Source organism: Rhodoferax potami, from assembly GCF_032193805.1.
In the GTDB taxonomy this organism is placed as follows: domain Bacteria; phylum Pseudomonadota; class Gammaproteobacteria; order Burkholderiales; family Burkholderiaceae_C; genus Allorhodoferax; species Allorhodoferax potami_A.
Genome location: NZ_JAVBIK010000001.1, coordinates 3391919 through 3412496, shown reverse-complemented (window position 1 = coordinate 3412496; position 20578 = coordinate 3391919). Strand labels below are relative to the sequence as shown.

The 20578-nt window shown below is 60.6% G+C and carries 16 protein-coding genes; 2 read left to right on the top strand and 14 right to left on the bottom strand.

All coding sequences use genetic code 11. The features are described from left to right. Positions 1–80 precede the first annotated feature (80 nt). Together ccoS and RAE19_RS16430 are read right to left on the bottom strand one after the other, a co-directional pair. Positions 81–218, bottom strand: coding sequence for a cbb3-type cytochrome oxidase assembly protein CcoS (gene ccoS / locus RAE19_RS16435; protein WP_087493533.1), 138 nt, complete (start codon positions 216–218; stop codon positions 81–83). Further along, a complete protein-coding gene (locus RAE19_RS16430) occupies positions 218–2593 on the bottom strand; it encodes a heavy metal translocating P-type ATPase (RefSeq protein ID WP_313875885.1) in 2376 nt (791 codons plus the stop codon). The genes ccoS and RAE19_RS16430 overlap by 1 nt, the downstream gene beginning before the upstream one ends. 106 nt (positions 2594–2699) lie before the next feature. On the opposite strand from RAE19_RS16430, the gene RAE19_RS16425 reads away from it, so the two are divergent. Further along, positions 2700–3143: a universal stress protein gene (locus RAE19_RS16425; protein ID WP_313875884.1), complete on the top strand. Its 444-nt coding sequence runs from the start codon at positions 2700–2702 to the stop codon at positions 3141–3143. A 62-nt stretch (positions 3144–3205) separates the two neighbouring features. Here the strand turns inward: RAE19_RS16425 and RAE19_RS16420 are convergent, their stop codons facing one another. From RAE19_RS16420 to RAE19_RS16370, 11 genes are all read right to left on the bottom strand, one after another. After that, positions 3206–4267 (bottom strand): HD domain-containing phosphohydrolase, encoded by a 1062-nt coding sequence (locus RAE19_RS16420; protein WP_313875883.1) that lies wholly within the window; start codon positions 4265–4267, stop codon positions 3206–3208. 15 nt (positions 4268–4282) lie between these two features. Next, positions 4283–7885, bottom strand: coding sequence for a response regulator (locus RAE19_RS16415; RefSeq protein WP_313875882.1), 3603 nt, complete (start codon positions 7883–7885; stop codon positions 4283–4285). Continuing rightward, positions 7882–9012 carry an FIST signal transduction protein gene (locus RAE19_RS16410; RefSeq protein ID WP_313875881.1) on the bottom strand — a complete coding sequence of 377 codons (1131 nt, stop codon included), beginning with the start codon at positions 9010–9012 and terminating at the stop codon, positions 7882–7884. Before RAE19_RS16410 ends, RAE19_RS16415 begins: the two co-directional genes overlap by 4 nt. Before the next feature lie 108 nt (positions 9013–9120). Further along, a complete protein-coding gene (locus RAE19_RS16405) occupies positions 9121–10665 on the bottom strand; it encodes a malonate--CoA ligase (protein WP_313875880.1) in 1545 nt (514 codons plus the stop codon). A 35-nt stretch (positions 10666–10700) separates the two neighbouring features. Continuing rightward, positions 10701–11513, bottom strand: coding sequence for an enoyl-CoA hydratase/isomerase family protein (locus RAE19_RS16400; RefSeq protein WP_313875879.1), 813 nt, complete (start codon positions 11511–11513; stop codon positions 10701–10703). An 8-nt stretch (positions 11514–11521) separates the two neighbouring features. Next, entirely contained in the window at positions 11522–12547 is a 1026-nt protein-coding gene (locus RAE19_RS16395; RefSeq protein WP_313875878.1) for a Bug family tripartite tricarboxylate transporter substrate binding protein, read from the bottom strand. A gap of 42 nt (positions 12548–12589) precedes the next feature. Then, a complete protein-coding gene (locus tag RAE19_RS16390) occupies positions 12590–14086 on the bottom strand; it encodes a malonyl-CoA decarboxylase domain-containing protein (protein WP_313875877.1) in 1497 nt (498 codons plus the stop codon). Further along, positions 14083–14751, bottom strand: a complete 669-nt coding sequence (locus tag RAE19_RS16385; protein WP_313875876.1) for a GntR family transcriptional regulator — start codon at positions 14749–14751, stop codon at positions 14083–14085. Before RAE19_RS16385 ends, RAE19_RS16390 begins: the two co-directional genes overlap by 4 nt. Before the next feature lie 167 nt (positions 14752–14918). Continuing rightward, positions 14919–15719, bottom strand: a complete 801-nt coding sequence (lgt, locus tag RAE19_RS16380) for a prolipoprotein diacylglyceryl transferase (RefSeq protein WP_313875875.1) — start codon at positions 15717–15719, stop codon at positions 14919–14921. A gap of 52 nt (positions 15720–15771) precedes the next feature. Further along, positions 15772–17628: a dihydroxy-acid dehydratase gene (ilvD, locus tag RAE19_RS16375; protein ID WP_313875874.1), complete on the bottom strand. Its 1857-nt coding sequence runs from the start codon at positions 17626–17628 to the stop codon at positions 15772–15774. A gap of 61 nt (positions 17629–17689) precedes the next feature. Continuing rightward, the gene (locus RAE19_RS16370) at positions 17690–17935 is read right to left on the bottom strand and encodes a TIGR04438 family Trp-rich protein (RefSeq protein WP_313875873.1); all 246 of its coding nucleotides are present in this window, start codon (positions 17933–17935) and stop codon (positions 17690–17692) included. A gap of 101 nt (positions 17936–18036) precedes the next feature. Here RAE19_RS16370 and RAE19_RS16365 point away from each other — a divergent pair, with 101 nt between their 5' ends. Next, positions 18037–18348 (top strand): c-type cytochrome, encoded by a 312-nt coding sequence (locus RAE19_RS16365; RefSeq protein WP_313875872.1) that lies wholly within the window; start codon positions 18037–18039, stop codon positions 18346–18348. Between the two features lie 96 nt (positions 18349–18444). On the opposite strand, the gene acs is transcribed toward RAE19_RS16365, so the two are convergent. Further along, a complete protein-coding gene (acs, locus tag RAE19_RS16360; RefSeq protein ID WP_313875871.1) occupies positions 18445–20442 on the bottom strand; it encodes an acetate--CoA ligase in 1998 nt (665 codons plus the stop codon). Positions 20443–20578 lie beyond the last annotated feature (136 nt).

The window sequence follows — 20578 nt, the reverse complement described above, 5'->3', positions numbered from 1 at the left end:
CTTCACAGCGAGTGTCTGTCGGGCTTTACTCGAGCGAGTTGACCCACATCAACCGGCAGAGAAAAAGCGGGGAACCTTTTTCAGGGTTCGCGCAAAATGCGCTCCCCTTCAGACTCGATGTCTTCAAACTGCCCCCTGTCTATGGCCCACCAGAGCCCGGCCAGAATGAAAAACACCAGCACCACCGACAGCGGTACCAATAGATACAGAATGTCCATCACGCCCCCCGGGTTGAAAAATTGACCGCAGGTAGCACACCGCTGCCCGAGGTCTGCAGGCTGCTGCCGGATGACAAGCGCAAGGCGTTGAGCACGACCAGCAAAGAGCTGGCCGCCATACCCAGACCGGCCAGCCATGCAGGCAAATAGCCGGCGATCGCCAACGGTATGCACGCCACGTTGTAGGCAAGCGCCCACCACAGGTTTTGCCGCACCACCCGGAGTGTTTTGCGGGCCAGCATCAGCGCGGTGTACACGTTGTGCAACTGGTCACCGAGTGCCACAAAATCGGCACGGGACTGCGTGATCGACACCGCCCGCCCGAATGCAAAAGACACATGGGCCCCCGCCAACACCGGGCCGTCATTCAGTCCATCGCCCACCATGGCCACCACGTGGCCGCGGCCTTGCAACTGGTGCGCATAGTCCAACTTGTCCGCCGGCGAGCAGCCGCCCGCTACGTGCGTGATGCCAAGACGTTGCCCCATGGCTCGTGCAGCGGCAACGCGGTCGCCCGAGAGCAAATGCACCTCCACCCCCTGCGCTTGCAAGGCAGCAATGACACCCAGGGCATCACTGCGCAACTCTTCTTGCCAGTAGAAACTGGCTAACCACCCCTGCGCATCCTGCAGGTGGACGACAGGTCCGGTTGGGGCAGTGGCGTCGGGCGCGTCCGCTGCAGCACCGCAGAAAGTGGCCGACCCCAGGCGCATACGGCCTTCAGAGATGCCGGCGGAGCCCTCTGCCGATCCCGCGAGCGGCAGCGCATGGGCTTGCACGCCCTGCCCGGCTATTTCCTGGGGCGCTTGCACCGCCACCGGAGTCACCCCTTCTTGCACAGCAAGTTGCTCAATTGCCCGGGAAAGTGGATGCAGCGAATGCGCTGCCAGCCCGGCTGCGCAGGCCAACGCGGCTTCGCGCGACACGCCGGGGCGGGTGTGTACCGCCTTACATGTCATGGCATCACGCGTGAGGGTGCCGGTTTTGTCAAACACCACCGTATCAACAGCAGCCAAGCTCTCCAGCGAGGGCAGGCTGCGCACCAGCAAACCCTGCCGCGCGAGGTTGCCTGCGGCAGCCAGCATGGCCGCCGGGGTGGCGAGGGACAAAGCGCACGGGCAGGTCACGATCAAAACCGACACCGCCACCATGACCGCATGGGCCGGATTCTGTGGCCACCACCACACCGCTGCAGCCCCAGCCGCCAGCAGCACGCCGATCAAGAAAGGGCTGGCCCAACGATCGACCAGCAATGCGACACCCGGCTTGGAGAGCGAGGCGCCCTCCATCAAGGCCAGAATCTGGGCAAAGCGAGTGGCCTCGCCCAATGCGACCACCCTCACCTGCACCGTGCCCTCGAGGTTGTGGCTGCCCGCAATCACCGACTGGCCCACGCTGCGGGCCAGAGCCTCGGATTCACCCGTCAGCAAAGACTCGTCCACACAGGTGCGGCCCTGCACGATCACCCCATCTGCGGCAAAGGCCTCTCCAGCACGGATCTGCATCAGGTCACCCACCAGCAGACGGCGCACCGCCACCCGCTCCCATCCGCCGTCCGGGGTTTGTCGCAGCACACTGTCAGGCATGCGGTTCATCAATGCATCCAGCGCTCCTGCGGTGCGGTCGCGCAAGCGGGCCTCCAGCCAACGCCCGGTCAGAAGAAAGAACACAAACATGGTCAGCGAGTCGAAATACACCTCCCGACCGAACATGCCTGCTGGATCAAAGGTGCCCGCGGTGCTGGCAGCAAAGGTGATCAGCATGCCGAGTGCTACCGGCAGGTCCATGCTGATCCGCAAGTGGCGTACATCCGACCAAGCCTTGCGAAAGAAGGGCCCGCACGAAAACAGCACCACTGGCAAAGACAGAACCCAAGAGGCCCAGCGCAACAGCTGCTCGTACTCCAGAGCAAGATCCCCCGGGCGGGCCTGATAGGCCGGCCACGCGTACATCATCACCTGCATCATGCAAAGGCCGGCAACCAGCCATTGCCACAAGGCTTTGCGGGACTCCGCCTTGCGGCGCTCGGCGGCAAACACATCGTTGGCCGGGACGGCGCGGTAACCCGCACTCTGAAGGGCCTGCATCCACTGGGAGGGCACTACCCTGTCCTGCGCCCAGCGCACGCGGGCGCGGCGGTTTGCTGCACTCACCCGCGCCGACTCCACACCCGGCACCTTGAGCAAGGCATCTTCAATGGTCAAGGCACATGCTGCGCAGTGCATGCCCTCTATCACCAGGTTGGATTCCCAGTGACCGGGGGCTGCAGGGTCCTCGCGGCTGAAGGCACTCCATTCGGCCGCATGGTCCACCACGCTCAGGGTATCCGCCTCCCAAGGGGATGCGACAGGCAATGGAATAGGCGTGGAAGGCATGGCCGGAATTCTGCGATCCCTGTCCGCAATAAACCTTGATACACATCAAGACAGACCGCAATGGGCGGCGTAATCTGAAGGCCTACGAACCTACAGGAGCAACTCTATGTACCAACGCATTCTGGTCACCACCGACGGCAGCAAGCTCTCTCAAAAAGCAATAGCTACAGCGATCAAACTGGCCGGACTCACCGGCGCGGAGCTGGTCGCACTCAAAGTCGTGCAGCGCTACCCCCAGTCCTACTTTGAAGGCGGGATGGCCCTGGTGGGCGAAGATGTGAAACAGGTCGAAAAAACCTGGAGCGATGCCGCTCAGAAGGTGGTGAACGCCGTCAAAAAAACGGCAGAGGATGCCGGCATCAAAACCAAGGCGGTCGTGGTGCGCTCGGATGTGGTGTCAGACGCGATTCTCAGCACCATCAAAAAACAAGGCTGCGACTTGGTCGTGATGGCCTCTCACGGGCGCAAGGGCATCAAGCGGCTGCTCTTGGGGAGCGAGACGCAGCATGTGCTGACCCACGCCACCGTGCCGGTGCTGGTTTTGAAGTAATTTTTAGATAAAAGAGGCTGCAGCCCATTGAATAATTGGGCGAGTAGCTATCAAATGTATAGCTACATCTGCGGGCCAGCTGCCTCTTCCTCTTCCTGGTAACGGTCCCGGATCTCGAGGATTTCATCGAATCCATTCAAGAAGGCTTGAACACACGCCGGATCGAAATGGGTACCAGCCCCGGCATTTAAAAAATCAACAGCTTGCTCCAGCGTCCACGCTTTTTTGTACGGACGCTCGGAGGTCAAGGCATCAAAAACATCAGCAACCGCCACGATGCGGCTGAACAGCGGTATTTCCTCCCCTTTCTTGCCATGGGGGTAGCCGCTCCCGTCGAATTTTTCGTGGTGGCCGCGTGCAATCTCAGCACCCGCCTGCAGGACCTTGGAGGTACTGCCGTGCAGCAACTCATATCCGAATTCGGCGTGCTGCTTCATGATCTCGAACTCGGGACCCGTCAGCCGCCCGGGCTTGAGGAGAATATTGTCGGTAATGCCTACCTTGCCTATGTCATGCATCGGTGCGGCCTGCAAAATCAAATCCTGATCCGCCTCCGGCAAACCCAGGTATTTCGCAATCAAGCGGGAATAGTGCGCCATTCGCAGAATGTGTGCTCCTGTCTCGGGGTCGCGGTATTCCGCAGCCTTGCACAGCCGAAATACGGTCTCTTGCTCGCGTTGCACAATCACTGCGGTGGCTTTTTTGACCTCAGCGTCCAGCCACTCCGCGCGATCAGCGAGCTTGCGGCGCGCAGCGCTCAAACTCAACATGTTCTTGGCGCGCGCCAGAAACTCCACCTTATCGACCGGCTTGGCCAAAAAGTCATTGGCGCCGGAGTCCAGGGCGCGATACCGCACTTGTTTTTGGTCATTGGCGGTAATCATGAGGATAGGCACTTCCTCGCAGCCCTCCAGCGCCCGGAAGCGCTGGATGAACTCCAAACCGTCCATGCCCGGCATCATGTAATCCACGATCACCAAATCAGGCTGCTTGGTTGCTGCCCAATCCAGTGCCTGCAGGGGGCTCTCGAAGTTGTGGCTGCGGCAGTTGTCTAGCTTTTTGATCAACGCACTGAAAAGAATCAGGTTGATTTCCGTGTCGTCGATGATGAGTACGTCCTGCATGGTCACAGTATGGCCTTAAATATTCTGTCCGTAGCTGCCGGCACGCTGGCGAAGGGCTTGCACCAGAGACTCGACTTCGCGCACCAGGGAGGGAATCAGCGCCGAGACAGCTGCGGTATCCCGGAAAGCGGCCATGCTCTCCAGACGCTGGGCCAGCGCACTGGCCGGTTGCGCTTCAAACAATGACAAAGTCGCCTTCAGGGCATGGGCGGCGTGCAACATGCCGTGAAAATCACCTGCGGCAAGGTCGGCTTCCAGGCGGGCCTTGTCTTGCTCCCACTGCTCGCAAAACACATCGGCCACGATCTCCACCATCTCCTGGTCAGCCTGTGTCAGTGCAGTGGCATAGTCGAAACGGGTCGCTTGTGGGGCTAAAGCGGCCACCTCAGCCTCAGCCTCAGGGCGCAGAGCCGCGGGATCGGTCTTCGCAGAGGCCGGGAAGGTCAACTCGGTGATCTTTTGCTGGAGCTCCTCAGAGCGTATCGGCTTGGAGACGTAGTCGTCCATACCTGCTGCAAGGCATAAATTGCGATCAGACTCCATGGCGTTCGCGGTCATGGCGATGATGGGAATCCGCCGCCCGCGCTCACCCGCACGGATGCGCCGGGTGGCCTCCAGGCCGTCCATCACCGGCATCATCATGTCCATCAACACCAGGTCGTAATGACGCTGAGGCAACATCTGCAAGGCAATCTGGCCGTTGTCCGCAACATCGACCCGGTGCCCCCAGCGCTCCAGCAAAGTCACCGCCAGTTTTTGGTTAATGGCATGGTCTTCCACCAACAAAATGTCCAGCATCGGATGGGTGTCGCGGATCGAGTGGCGGGTGACCAACACCTCCGGCCGCACCTTGTGCAGCTTCAACACATCTGACAGCAGTTGCAGCAAGTCATCACGGGCGATCGGCTTGGAAAGATACCCCGCAATACCCGCTTCGCGCGAACGCTGTCCATCGCCTTTCAGCCCCGCCGAGGACAGCAGCACCATGGGCAGCTCCTGGCAATGCGCCAGCGCTCTGATGCGTGCAGCCGTCGCAAAACCATCCAATTCCGGCATTTGGGCATCGAGCAGAATCAAGTCGCATGCGGCGGTGCCAGTTGGAGCGTCCTGGGACTGCAACCAAGCAAGAGCGGCACTGCCCGATTCGGCTTGGGAAGTGCGGGCGCCAAACGAGGCCAATAGACCGCACAAGACTTCACGGTTGACCTGGTTGTCGTCGACCACCAGCAGGTGCAAGCCATCCAAACGTATCGCGGCGGTCGGCTCGAGCGGGGCGGCCAAATCAGGGACCAGCGCCACGGTGAAATGAAAGGTACTGCCTACTCCCGGCGTGCTTTCCACCCAGATCGCACCGCCCATACCCTCCACCAAGCGGGCGCAGATGGTGAGCCCGAGGCCGGTACCGCCGTATTTGCGGGTAGTGGAGCTGTCTTCCTGCGAGAAGGCATCAAACACGCTACTCAGCTTGTGCGCCGGAATACCGATACCGGTGTCGCTCACCGCCAGATGGAGCAAAGGCTGGCCTTCCGGCGTTTTCGACTGACGCACCCGCAGCACAACCTCACCTTTGGCTGTGAATTTGATGGCATTCCCGAGAATATTGACCAGCACCTGCCGCAAGCGGCCCGGGTCTCCGACCAATGCCCGGGGAACATCGGGGGCCACATCCCACACAACCTCCAAGCCCTTGTCGTGGGCGCGCAATGCGACCGCTTTCAGGGTGTCGGCAATGGTGCGCTCGAGGTTGAACGGGATGGCCTCAATGTCCATCTTGCCCGCTTCGATTTTGGAGAAATCCAGAATATCGTTGATCACCCGGAGCAAGGCCTCGGACGAGGACTTCACGATATTCAGGTACTCCTGTTGCTCGGCGTCCAGCGTGGTGTCGAGCAGCAGTTCCGTCATGCCGATCACCCCGTTCATCGGGGTGCGTATTTCATGGCTCATGTTGGCCAGGAAGTCTGATTTCGCGCGGTTGGCCGCCTCCGCAGCGTCCTTGGCTTTTTGCAGCTCCTGCGAGATGTGACGGGCCTGGGTGATATCAGTCAAAAAGCCGTTCCAGACAATGTGGCCATTGGGCTTGTACTGGGGCTGCGACTCCCCGCGCACCCAGGTGATCTCCATGGTCTCGATGTTCATCATGCGGAATTCCATGCCCCAGGGTGCGCCGGAACGGGACGCCGCAATCAGCGACTGGGCCACCTCGTCCCGGTCATCCGGATGCACTGACTGCAAGAAGATGTTGGAGTCCTCCGCCATGGTCTCGGGGCGAACGCCCGTCATGCTTTCGGCCGCCTGGCTGATGAACGGAATCCGGAACAAACCACCTTTGGTGACGTAGTACTGAAACACCGCTACCGGGATTTGCCGAGTCACCTCTTTGAGCCGCTCATCGGCCTCTTTGGCGCGCGTCACGTCCTGCCAGATGCCGGTGAATACGCGGTCGCCGTTGGGGTCGTCATCGGGTTCCGGGCTGATTTCTGTGCGGATCCAGCGTATCGACTTGTCCGGCATGCAAATGCGGTATTCGCCCTGCCACGGCTGCCGCTCCTCGGCTGCTTGGTGAATGCCATCGCGCACCGCGGGCCAGTCCTCGGCCAAGACCTGGCGCGTCGCCACATGGGGGTCTGCCAGCAGTTCATCCACGCTGAAGCCACGCACCTCCATCACCTTGTCATTCACAAAGGTGTAGTGCATGCCCTTGTCGTTGACGTGCACACGGAACACCACACCGGGCAAGGTGTTGGTGATGTGGCGCAGCCGGGCTTCAGCGGCCTTGATATTCACCTCCATGCGTTTGCGCGCCGATATATCGGTGCGGATCGCGATATACATGGTCGGGGTGCCGGACTCATCTTTGAGCGGAACAATCGTCGCATCGACCCAGTACAAATGCCCGTCTTTGGCGCGGTTGCAAATCTCGCCCCGCCAGACCCGTCCAGCGGAAATGACACCCCACAAGTTGGTGAAATACACCTGATCTTGCGTCCCTGAGTTGATCATGCGGTGGTTCTGACCGATCAACTCCGCCCGGGTGTAACCGCTGATCTGGCAGAAGCGGTCGTTGGCATACAAAATGTCGCCCGCCGCGTTGGTAGTGCTGACGATGGCGTGTTGGTCGAGTGCGAATTTCTGGTTGGCAAGGTCGGTGAGTGCGAATTGGAGGTCTTTTTGACTCTCCTCCTTTTGGCGCACCAGTGTCCCCATCAGCTCGGACAAATCTTCAAGCGAGTCGCCCTTCAAAGGCGGGTGATGCGGATCTAGCTGCAGCATCAGCTCGGTGGCGGTGGCCCGTAAAGAGTCCATCGCCCGGGTGCGGCTTTCCAGCTCGTTGCGCAGGCGGGTATTGCTGGCGGTCAGGTCTTGGGAGCTGAGCTCCAGGCTCAGGGCCTTGAGGGCCAGGTCCCGGTCGTTTTGCCGGTAGGCATCCTCTACCCGACTCATGAGCGGCCCCAAGCCACTCAGAACCTTCGCAACCGCGGGGGACACGCCCCCTGCGCCCGCCAGCGCCTCGAGCTCCTGCTGGACAGCGGGCCAAGCATCGCCGTCCAACCCGAAGTAGCGCTTGACCTGGCGCGCCAATAATTTGTGTTGCAGGGGGCGAGATGCCTCAGTCATGCCGCTTCCGAGAAATAGGTGATCGTCATGGTTTGGTTGTGCAACAAACAGGCTGCCCCATGGTGCGCCGGGCTGATTTCGCCATACGAATAAAAGCCGGCCAGTGTGGCCTCATCACCCAGTACCGAGGCAACCGCCTCGATCTCTTCCTCGACCCGGCCTCCCATTACGACTTTGCGACCGACGCAGCTCACCATCAACGCGAGCCCGGGGCCTTGGGCCACGGCCAGGCTTTGCGCCGCCTGCTCTGCCCCTTGAACCAGCGCGTCCGTGCCAGCCTGCATCATGCGCACGTAACTCCCTTCCTCGACCTCGCCCGCCAACGTGATACTGCCAGCCGATTCATCCACACTCAAGATGGTACGCAACAAGCCGTCCGCCGCCTGGTCCGCAGCCACCACAGAAAAAGGGAACAAGAGGCCGGAAGCCGGCAGGTCTTTGGCGTATTCGCCCAAGTACCGTTTGTAGGTGCTCAAGGCCGGCTCATCATCCAGCGAATACAGCACATTGCGGTCAGCGCGGGTGACGCGCCTAGTGGGCCCAAAGGCACTCCAACCACCATAGACCCCATGCGAAACCGACAAACCGTCGCCGTAAAGGCCCGCACAGACCAGCCGGTTGTCGCTCACGCCTTGGTTGTCCATCACCACTGTTTGCTGAAATGCCCCACCGTCGCCGGCCATGCCGCCCACGAGCGGCACTTGGTCGCCCAGCACCCGTGTCATGCCCTCGATCAGCGCAGTGCCATTCATCTTGACGCCTTGGGCCAGCACCACCACCGCCCGCAGCCCGGCGCGCGGAAGGCCGCCTGCCAGGCGGATGCCTGCATCCAACGAGTCGTCCATGTCGCGAAGTTCGGTGGACGACTGCAGGGTGCGCACATTCGCCCAGCGCACGGCGGAGAGAGTCAAGGAATCGTCGCCCACCCCACCCGAGGAAATTTCGCCAGCGGTGCTGCAACCCATCAGCACAGCACCCGGCACCGCCTGGAGCAAGGCGGCGTGGGCCTGCCTCAAAAGTGGCTCAGGCCCGAAAGCCAGCACCCATGTGGGCTCAAAGGCGGCCAAGGCATTCAGACCGGAGGGGTCAGGAATTCCGCCTTGCGTCGTGGTTTGAAAAACATCCATACCGGCGCTCCCTTGGAGGTTCATCTGAAGCCAGGTCGGATGATACGCCAGCCTACAGAGCTTTACTCAAAATCACACAAAAACTACTAAAAACATTTTTTTCGTATTTTATGATTTTTTGTACTGCTCACGCAAAAGATTCTTTTGGACTTTGCCCATGGCGTTGCGCGGGAGCGCATCCACGATCACACAGCGCTTGGGCACCTTGAAGTTGGCCAGCATGCCTTTGAGCGTGGTGACCATGGCAGGGCCGTCCAGGGTGTGCCCTTTGAGCGGCACCACCACGGCCACGCCCACTTCGCCGAAATCGGCATCCGGCACGCCCACAACTGCGCTCTCCTCTACGCCGGGCAGGTTGTTGATGTAGCCCTCGATCTCGGCCGGGTAGACGTTGTAGCCCCCACTGATGATCAAGTCTTTGCTCCGCCCGACGATGGTGACATAGCCCTTGGCATCCACAAAGCCCACGTCGCCGGTTTTGAAGAAGCCGTCTGCAGTGAACTCCTGGGCCGTTTTCTCAGGCATTTGCCAGTAACCCTGAAACACGTTGGCGCCCTTGACCTCGATGCCGCCGGTCTCTCCGGTGGGCATAGGCTGCCCTGCCTCATCCCGCACCCGCAACTGCACGCCGGGCAAGGGCCGGCCCACGGTGCCCACCATCCGCTCACCGTCTGCGGCTTTGCACGGGTTAGAGGTCAGCATCACGGTCTCTGACATGCCGTAGCGCTCCAGAATCGTGTGCCCGGTGCGCGCCTGCCATTGGCGGTGCGTGTCGACCAGCATGGGTGCAGAGCCCGAGATAAACAGGCGCATGTGGCGGGTGGACTGGGCGTCCAGCCCTGCCTCGGCCAGCAAGCGCACATACAGGGTGGGCACGCCCATGAACACAGTCGCCCGCGCCATGAGCCGCAAGGTAGTAGCAGGCTCGAACTTGGCGCACCAGAGCATGGTGCTGCCGTTGATGAGCGCACCGTGGATGGCCACGAACAATCCATGCACATGGAATATCGGGAGCGCATGGATCAGCACGTCGCCGGCCTTCCAGTCCCAGTGTTGCTGCAGCACCTGCGCATTGCTGAGCAGGTTGCCATGGCTCAGCATTGCGCCCTTGCTGCGGCCGGTGGTGCCACTGGTGTAGATGATGGCGGCCAGATCGTCCGGGGCGCGCGACACCGGTGTATGGGTGCGCGGGTAGTGCGAAGCGCGCTCCAGAAGCGTTCCGGTGCGATCGTCATTGAGCGAAAACACATGCCGGGTGCCGGCCAGAAAAGCCATCTTGCTGAGCCAGCCGAAATTGCGGCCGGCGCACACCAGCACCGCGGGTTTGGCATCGCCCAAGAAATATTCCATTTCCGCGCTTTGGTAGGCGGTGTTCAGCGGCAGGTACACCAGCCCGGCACGCAACGTCGCGAGATACAAGACCAGGGCCTCTACCGACTTGTCCACCTGTACCGCCACCCGGCTGCCGGGTGCCAAGTCTAGAAAGCCGAACAGGTTGGCCACCATGGCAGTGGCCTCGTCGAGGTCGCGCCAGGAGTAGTGTAAACCGCTATCGGTCTCTACCGCAGTGCGGGTCATGTCGGCCGGGAAAGCTGCGCGCAATGCGGTGAACAGATTCGCGTCAGATGCCGCAAGGGTTTTGTTATTGCTCATAGGGTGCGTGAAATCTAAGGGAAAAGAGGAGCCGGTCAAAACACCGGCTTGCGCTTGTCGAGAAAGGCCGTGATGCCCTCGCGGTGCTCTGCAGAGTCAGCATAGGCGTAGGGATCCCGCAGCTCATTTGCTATCAAATCAGGAGCTATATGCGCATATTCTGCGGGCGCTACAGGCTCATTTAGCGTACGAAGTGTTTGCTTATTCAAGCGGGCTGCTTGTGGGGCCAGCCCCGCGATGCGCACGGCCAACTCCTGGCCCGCACTGCCCAGCTCTGCTGCCGTGCAGACGCGGGTGAGAAAACCATGCCCGAGCATGGCCGGGGCATCAAACACCTCGGCGGCCAGCAGCATGGCACGGGCGACGGTGGCTCCGGCCACCCGCCCCACCAGTGCGGCCTCGCGCGGCGCCATCGGAAATCCCAAGCGGGCAATCGGGGCGCCGAAGCGGGCGGTGTCGGCTGCCAGCCGCAGATCGCAACAGCTGGCGATCTCCATGCCCGCCCCCATGCAGTTGCCCTCGATCAGGGCGATGATGGGAACGTCGCAATCAAGCACGGCCTGCAAACCGCCCCACACCTCCCGCTCATGGAAGTGCTCGAGTTGGGCGGCATCGAAACGGAAGCCGGGGTACTCGGCAATATCACCGCCGGCACAGAAGTGGCCCTGGTCGCCACGCAGCAGCACACAGCGCACGCGCGTGTCGGCCTGCACCGCCTCGAACACTGCTTTCAACTCCGCCCACATACTGCGGGACATGGCGTTGAATTTGCCGGTGTGGGTGAGGGTCAGGGCCCATACACCGGATGTTCGGTAGGCATCCCGCTCGATTGCAATCCCGCCTGCCATGGTGCTCCTTAGTCGAGTTTGGCGCCCGAGGCCTTGACCACCGTGGCCCAGCGCTTGACCTCGGCACTCACAAAGCTGCCGAACTGCGCCGATGTGAGTTTGCCGAACTCCGCGCCGTTGTTGGCCCAGCTGATTTTGATGTCGTCCGCCATGGAGATGCGGTTCACCTCTTCCACCACACGTGCCTGAATGTCAGCCGGTGTGCCTTTGGGAGCCCACAGCCCGTACCAGGTGGTCACGGTGTAGTTGGGCAGCCCCAACTCGGCCGCACAGGGCACATCGGGAAACGCCGGGCTGCGCTTGCTGCCGGACACCATGAGGGCCTTGATACGCCCGCCTTTGATGTGCGCAGCGGAAGAACCCAGGCCATCGAACATCATGTCCACACTGCCCGCCATCAGGTCTTGCAGCGCAGGGCCGGCCCCGCGGTAAGGAATATGGGTGATGAAGGTGCCGGTCTGCTGTTTGAACAGCTCACCAGCCAAGTGGTGCGAGGTGCCGCCACCTGCGGAGCCGTAGTTGAGTTTGCCCGGGTTGGCCTTGACCTGGGCCAGAAATGCCTTGAAGTCGCCTTGCACGTTTTTGGGGTTCACCACCAGCACTTGCGGCACGTTGGCGACCAAGGCCAAGGGGATGAAGTCTTTTTCAATGTCGTAGTCCAGCTTGGGGTACATGCTGGGGGCAATCGCGTGGTGCACCGCACCCATGAACAAGGTGTAGCCATCGGGCGCAGCCTTGGCTGCGATACCTGCCCCCAGAGTGCCACCGGCGCCGCCGCGGTTGTCAATCACCAGCTGGGTGCCTGTGAGCTTGGCGAACTGGGCCGACATCGGGCGGGCAAAAGCATCGGTGCCGCCACCAGCCGGAAACGGCACCACCAGCGTCACCGGCTTGGCCGGCCACTTGGACTGCGCCAGCGCGCCAGCAGGGGCCAGCGCCCATGCAGCCGCCAGGGCCGAGCCGGCGCCCAAAATACGGCGGCGACTGGTGCCGCAAGCCTGGTCGGGGGTGGAAAAGTCTTGTTCATGTGCCATGTCTGTCTCCTGCTTATTGTTGGGGTTACACACTGTCGCTGACTAAAAATACAAGGTACTCACTGCACTAGCCACCGGAATCCGGCCATGGGCCAGGCCTTCCCGGTATTTGTCGAGCCGCTGCAGGTCGTAGAGGTAATTGACCATCAGCCCGTAGGACTGCTTCAGGCCCTTGCCCGAAGGGTCACCGGCCCAATTGAGGCGCTCCACCCGTGCACCGTTGCCCAAATGGAAGCGGGCGACCGGGTCCAGGGGCTTGTCGTGCAGCGTTTCGCGGCCGAGGTACTGGGCGGCACAGCGCATGAGCATGGAGCGCACTGCCGACGTCGGCTTCAGCGCCAAAGGGGTCTCGCAGGCCGCAAGAAAATGGGCCGCGGTGACCGGCTCAAAGCCTACCGCGCGGCCCAGCTCTTCGCGCGCAGAGGCGTCAAGCCGCTCCAACTGCGCAGCCGCGTTTTTTTGCAGCCAGCTTCTGAAGCCAGGAATCGGCGACAGCGTGGCAAAGGTCTTGAGGCGCGGAAACTCGGTTTTCAGTGTCTCCACCACCCGCTTGATGAGCGAGTCACCAAAGCTGACACCCCGCAGGCCATCCTGCGTGTTGCTGATGGAGTAAAAAATCGCCGTGGTAGCGGCATTCAAATCCACCGCATCCGCAGACTCGTCCAGCAGTGGGGTGATGCAGTCCGCCAGCGCATCCACCAAAGCCACTTCCACAAAAATCAGCGGCTCATCGGGCAGGCGGGGATGAAAGAAGCCGTAGCACCGGCGGTCAGAGTCGAGCCGGTTTTTCACATCGGCCCAACTCTTGATGTCGTGCACCGCCTCGTATTTGATAAGTTTCTCGACAAGGGAGGCCGGAGAGTCCCAGCTGATGCGGCGTAGCTCCAGAAAGCCCACATCGAACCAAGTGGAGAACATGTACTCCATCTCCACATCCAGCGCCTGCAGCCGCTTGTCGGACTTCAATGCGCTCTGCATTTCCGCTCGCAGATTCACCAGAAAGCGAATGCCGGCCGCATCGGCGCTGAAGCGCTGCAGCAAGCGCCGGCGTGGCGACACCGTGGCCCGGCGGTAGTGAACTTCGGCGGCGGCTTCATCAGGGGTGCCGAGCGCCGCAGCAAACTGTGCCTGCGCCGCTTGGGCTTTCACCGGGTCCGCCACAAACATTTCACTCATCAGCAGCCACATATCGAGGCGGCGTGGCGGGGTGGCGCCGGCATACCAGGCCATCAGGGCCGCTGCCCGCCGCCCGCCTTCAACCTCACTCACCCGTCCATCAATCACCGCCTGGAGCTCTTGCAAAATGCGACGCAGCACCCTGGGCGACAGGGCCTCGTTACTTTGGCGCAGCGTTCCCTGCAAACGCTCACGGGTACTGCGCACCTGCGGACGCCCTTTGAAAACGCCGGATGCCGCCTTCACCACTATCAAATCAGGAGCATCTTGCGCACTAGATACGGGCGTGGAAGGCACATTTTGCTTAAAACCCCGCGGCAGTAGCCGCACGACGTTGCGGTTGATCCAGGAATCTTGTGTCATGCCAATAACCTGCTCTTTCCGTAATGGGCCAATTCCCGCAAAGCTTCACGCTGGCGCAGCAAGTGGTTGCGCATGGCTGCATCGGCGGCCTCTGCGTCCCCTGCGCGGATGGCGGCAAACACAGCAAGGTGCTCACTAAGGCTTTGCTCCAAGCGCCCGGGAGCACGCAACTGCTGCAAGCGCGCGAGCTTGAGAATTTTTCGAAGATCCGCGATCGACTGGGCCAGCCACCGGTTGTCCGCAAGGGTGATGATGGCCTCGTGGATCGTGTAGTTGGTAGCGTAGTAGTCGGGGATGCGCCCTGCCGCAGCATGCGCCTGCAAATTCAGGTGCAGTGCCTCGAGGGCTGCCAAGTCTGCCGCTGTGGCCTTGCGCGCCGCCTCGAAGGCGCAGCGGCCTTCCAGCAAGGCAATGACCGGAAAAATATCGTCCAGGTCCCGCTCGGTGACCTCGCTGACAAAACTTCCGCGCCGCGGCTCGTGGCGGATCAGCCCTTCGGCAGCCAGCACCTTGAGCGCCTCCCGCAAGGGCGTGCGTGAGATGGACCATTCGGTGCAGAGTGCAACCTCATCCACATAAGCGCCCGCCGGCAATGCCCCTTCAAAAATGCGATGCCGCAGCCGGTCGGCTACGTCGTCATGCAAGGAATTGGGAACAGCACGCATCGCTAGACACACTCCTGAGGAACATTTCCAATGTCGGTGATTTTCCGTAATTACCGGTAATTACGGAAAATCATAGAGCGCAAAACAAAAAAGCACCCCCGGTACTTACCCGTGGGGTGCTTAAGTGGAGTGCCTTGGTGGGGTGATTTAGTCAGTAGACCGTGAGATCAGGCTTTGCGGCGATCTGCCCAAAGCCACAAAGCTGCGCCACCCAGAATCATCGGCACACAGAGCCACTGCCCCATGCTCATGCCCAGGCTTAGCAAACCGAGGTGGGCATCCGGCTCGCGAAAGAACTCGGCAATGAAACGGAACATGCCATAGCCTAACAAAAACGCCGCCGCCACCTGCCCTTGCTTGCGCGGCTTGCTGGCATACCACCAGAGCAACACGAAGAGCAGCAGCCCCTCCAGCAGGAACTGATAAATCTGCGATGGATGGCGCGGCAGCGGCCCCCCATCGCGGAACACCATTCCCCATGGCAACGAGGGGTCCGCCACCCGCCCCCACAACTCACCGTTAATGAAGTTGCCGACCCGCCCCGAGGCCAGCCCGGTGGGTACACAGGGAGCCACCAGATCTGCGACTTGCCAGAACGACTTTTTGCGTGAATGGGCAAACCACAACATGGAGCCGATCACACCAAGCATGCCACCATGGAAACTCATGCCGCCTTGCCAGACGTACAAGACTTCCAGCGGATGACTGGCGTAGTAGCCCGGCTTGTAGAACAGGCAGTAGCCTATGCGCCCACCGAGCACCACGCCCATGACACCGAGGAACAAAATGTCCTCAATGTCCTTGAACGACCAGGCACCCTGCCCTGCCGCGAATGCAGGCTGACGCAACCTGCGCGCGCCCAAAAACAGGAACAGCCCGAAAGCGACGAGGTAGGTCAGGCCGTACCAATGCACAGCGACCGGGCCCAATTGCAGCGCAATCGGGTCAATTTGAGGATGAATCAGCATGAGAACCTAATAAGCACACCGGCGCAGCCGTCTGCCCCGGCGTGTGGGCTGCTTAATCGAGCAAAGAGAGGTCGCGCACCGCGCCCTTGTCCGCAGACATGACCAGCTTGGCGTAGGCCTTGAGAGCAGCAGTCACCTTGCGGGGGCGTGGTTGGGCAGGCTTCCAGCCCAGCTTGTCCTGCTCCACGCGGCGGGCTGCCAACTCTTCATCCGACACCAGCACGTTGATCGAGCGATTGGGGATGTCGATGCGGATGCGGTCGCCATTGCGAACCAGGCCGATAGCACCACCCGCAGCCGCTTCAGGCGAAGCGTGGCCGATGGACAGACCTGAGGTACCGCCGGAGAAGCGGCCATCGGTCAACAGCGCACAGGCCTTGCCCAGGCCTTTGGACTTGATATAGCTGGTGGGGTACAGCATCTCCTGCATACCGGGACCGCCCTTGGGGCCTTCGTAGCGCACGATGACGACGTCACCCGCCACCACCTTGTCGGCCAAAATATTGGCGACCGCTTCGTCTTGCGACTCCACCACGTGGGCAGGGCCTTCAAACACCAGCAAGCTGTCATCCACACCCGCGGTTTTGACGACACAACCGTTGAGCGCAATATTGCCAACCAACACCGCCAAACCGCCTTCTTTGCTGAAGGCGTGCTCCACAGAGCGGATGCAGCCTGCAGCGCGGTCGGTGTCGAGGCTCGGCCAACGGGCGGCCTGGCTGAACGCCACCTGGGTGGGAATGCCTCCGGGGCCAGCCTTGTAAAAGGTCTTGACCGCGTCCGACGGGTTGCGGGCAATATCCCACTGGTCGAGCGCGTCCTTCATGGTTTTGCTGTGCACAGTGGCCAAGTCGGTGTGCAAACGGCCTGCGCGGTCCAGCTCACCCAGAATGCCCATGATGCCGCCTGCGCGGTGCACGTCTTCAATGTGGTACTTGTCCGTGTTCGGAGCCACTTTGCACAGCTGCGGCACGATCTTGGACATGCGATCGATATCGGCCATGGTGAAGTCGATTTCGGCTTCCTGGGCAATGGCCAGAATGTGCAAGATGGTGTTGGTGGAGCCACCCATGGCAATGTCCAGCGCCATCGCGTTCTCGAAGGCCTTGAAGCCCATAGAACGCGGCAGGATGCTGCTGTCCTCTTCTTCGTAGTAACGCTTGCAGAGCTCCACCACCAGGTGACCCGCGCGCTTAAACAATTGCTCGCGGTCGGCGTGGGTCGCCAGCACGGTACCGTTACCGGGCAAAGACAAGCCCAAAGCTTCGGTCAGGCAGTTCATGGAGTTGGCGGTGAACATGCCTGAGCAAGAGCCGCAAGTGGGGCAGGCAGAGCGCTCGACTTCTGCAACATCCGCATCACTGACCTTGTTGTCTGCGGCCATGACCATGGCATCGACCAAGTCGAGCTTTCGGAATTCTATTTTCTGGGTCGTGGGGTTGAGCAACTTGACCTTGCCGGCCTCCATCGGGCCGCCGGACACAAACACCACCGGAATGTTCAGGCGCATGGCGGCCATCAACATGCCGGGAGTGATCTTGTCGCAGTTGGAGATACACACCATGGCATCGGCGCAGTGCGCGTTAACCATGTACTCCACGCTGTCCGCAATGATGTCGCGACTAGGCAGCGAATACAACATGCCGTCATGGCCCATGGCGATACCGTCGTCCACGGCAATCGTATTGAATTCTTTGGCAACACCGCCCGCAGCCTCGATCTCGCGCGCGACCAATTGACCCAAGTCTTTGAGGTGCACGTGGCCCGGCACGAACTGGGTGAACGAATTCACTACGGCGATGATGGGCTTGCTGAAGTCAGCATCCTTCATGCCGGTCGCGCGCCACAAAGAGCGTGCACCGGCCATGTTGCGGCCGGCAGTGGAGGTCTTGGAACGGTAAGCTGGCATGGTGTGAAATAGATATTCGGTTGAACAGAATTGGGGGCGCCAGAGATTATCCTCCAGCCCCTCAACGACGTTTTTTAGACCCCTGCAGCCCCATGGCTTCCCGCTGGCGGTCTATGCGGGCCTGTTTGCGGGCATTTTCCTTGTCCATGGCCTTGCGTTTGGTGTAACCGGAACTGTCCGCCCACGCCCACCAGGCAATTGCCAGTGCAAAGGGCACCAGAACCTGCCACCAAGCCCACGCGGCTACCGGCTCGATCAGCAGGTATTTCATGGCCAGCAGAATCAAACCCAAACCCAGAAAATACATAGTATTTGCTCCAATGTGTTGCCCCTGTTTCTGTTGGGGGGGTCAACCTGCGTTACTACAATCCCGTTGTAGAGATGTTAGCGAAACAACAGAGGCTTCAGATGAATCATTTTCTATCGCGTAGTTGGGTGCTCTCCGTGGTGTTGCTCAGCCCCCTCGCTTGGGCGGATCAGGGCTTGGCCAAGTCCAAAAACTGCATGACCTGCCACATGATGGACAAAAAAGTGCTCGGCCCTGCGTTCAAAGACGTGGCCACCAAGTACAAGGGGGACAAGACCGCCGCAGACCGGCTTGCCACCAAGATCATGAAAGGTGGTAGCGGCGCCTGGGGCACCGCTTACATGCCAGCGAATTCGCAGGTCAGTGAGGCCGAGGCCAAGAAATTGGCGGCTTGGGTTCTCTCGCTGAACTAAGCTGGTCACTCACAACGAAAAAAGCCGCTGAGACCCAGCGGCTTTTTTTATGGGCAGGCGCCACAGGCTCCCACCGTATCGAGAAACTAGGCTGACTTAGTAAGCCTGTCCCAGTTGGTCCAAGATGGCTGGATTCTCCAGGGTGCTGGTGTCCTGGGTAATGGACTCTCCCTTGGCCAAGGAGCGCAGCAAGCGGCGCATGATCTTGCCGGAACGGGTCTTGGGCAGGTTTTCACCAAAGCGGATGTCCTTGGGCTTGGCGATAGGTCCGATTTCTTTGGCAACCCAGTCGCGCAGTTCTTTGGCAATCGCTTTGGCTTCGTCGCCGCTGGGGCGGGCCCGCTTAAGCACCACAAAAGCGCAAATCGCCTCGCCCGTCAAATCATCGGGCCGGCCGACCACCGCAGCTTCTGCGACCAGATCGGACTTGGACACGAGCGCGGACTCAATTTCCATGGTTCCCATGCGGTGGCCGGACACGTTGAGCACGTCATCAATGCGGCCAGTGATACGGAAATAGCCACGGTCTGCACTGCGCACCGCACCGTCACCGGCAAGGTACAGCTTGCCACCCATTTCCTCGGGGAAATAGGCCTTTTTGAAGCGCTCGGGGTCATTCCAGATGGTGCGGATCATGGAGGGCCACGGGCGCTTGACGACCAAGATACCACCGGTTCCATTGGCAATGTCATTGCCAACTTCATCCACGATGGCGGCCATGATTCCAGGCAGGGGCAGTGTGCAGCTACCGGGCACCAACGGTGTGGCGCCGGGCAGCGGGGTCATCATGTGGCCACCGGTTTCGGTTTGCCAGAAGGTGTCCACGATGGGGCATTTCTCGTGGCCGACGTTTTTGTAGTACCACATCCAAGCTTCGGGGTTGATGGGCTCACCCACCGAACCGAGGATGCGCAGGCTTGACAAGTCGGAGCGGTCGGGGTGCACAGAGGCATCGCTCTCAGCCGCCTTGATCAGCGAACGGATCGCAGTCGGCGCCGTGTAGAAGATGGTGCACTTGTGGCGCTCGATCATTTGCCAGAAGCGGCCGGCGTTCGGGAAAGTGGGCACACCCTCAAAAATGATCTGGGTAGCGCCAGCAGCCAAGGGGCCGTAGGCCACATAGGTGTGGCCCGTGATCCAGCCGATATCAGCCGTGCACCAGAACACATCCTCAGGCTTCAAGTCAAAGGTCCAATCCATGGTGAGCTTGGCCCACAGCAAATAGCCACCTGTGGAATGCTGCACGCCCTTGGGCTTGCCGGTAGAACCCGAGGTGTAGAGGATGAACAAGGGGTGCTCAGCGCCCACGGGTACCGGTGCACAGTCGGTGCTTTTGCCGGCAAGTGCTACATCAAACGTTTTGTCGCGCCCTGCCACCATGTTGCAGGCCGTTTTGGTGCGCTGGTACACGTACACATTCTTGATGGACTCGCAGCCACCCATGGCAATGCCCTCGTCCACAATGGACTTCAAGGGCAACTCTTTGCCGCCGCGCATCTGGTAGTTGCTGGTGATCACCGCCACCGCGCCTGCGTCAATGATGCGCTCTTGCAAGGCCTTGGCCGAGAAGCCGCCGAACACCACGCTGTGGGTTGCGCCGATACGGGCGCAGGCCTGCATTGCAATCACGCCTTCCAGTGTCATAGGCATGTACACCAACACACGGTCGCCCTTTTGGATGCCGTCTGCCTTGAGTGCGTTGGCAAACTGGCTGACCCGTGCCAGCAGCTCTTTGTAGGTGGTTTTGGTGACAGTACCGTCATCGGCCTCAAAAATGACCGCTACTTTGTTTTCGGTGGGGGTGCCGATGTGCTTGTCCAGGCAGTTCGCGGACGCATTCAACTCGCCGTCATCAAACCATTTGTAAAACGGTGCGTTGGACTCATCCAAAGTGCGGGTGAAAGGCTTGTTCCACACCACGTTTTCCTTGGCCAAGCGGGCCCAGAAACCTTCGAAATCTTTCTCGGCTTCGGCGCAAAGGGCGTTGTAGCCCTCCATGCCGGAGATGCGGGCCGCTTTGACCGTGGCTTCACTGGGTGGGAACACCCGGTTTTCAACCAACATGGACTCGATAGCAGAAGATGATGCGCTCACAGGTTTGTCTCCTCGGATTTTTTGAAAACTGCGCGCATGGTTATCCCATGCACTTACAAATCACTGACTGATATCGGTCAAGGCCCGCCGTCAGGCTGGTGCAGGTGTGATTCGATAAACTCAGCGGGTTTGCCCT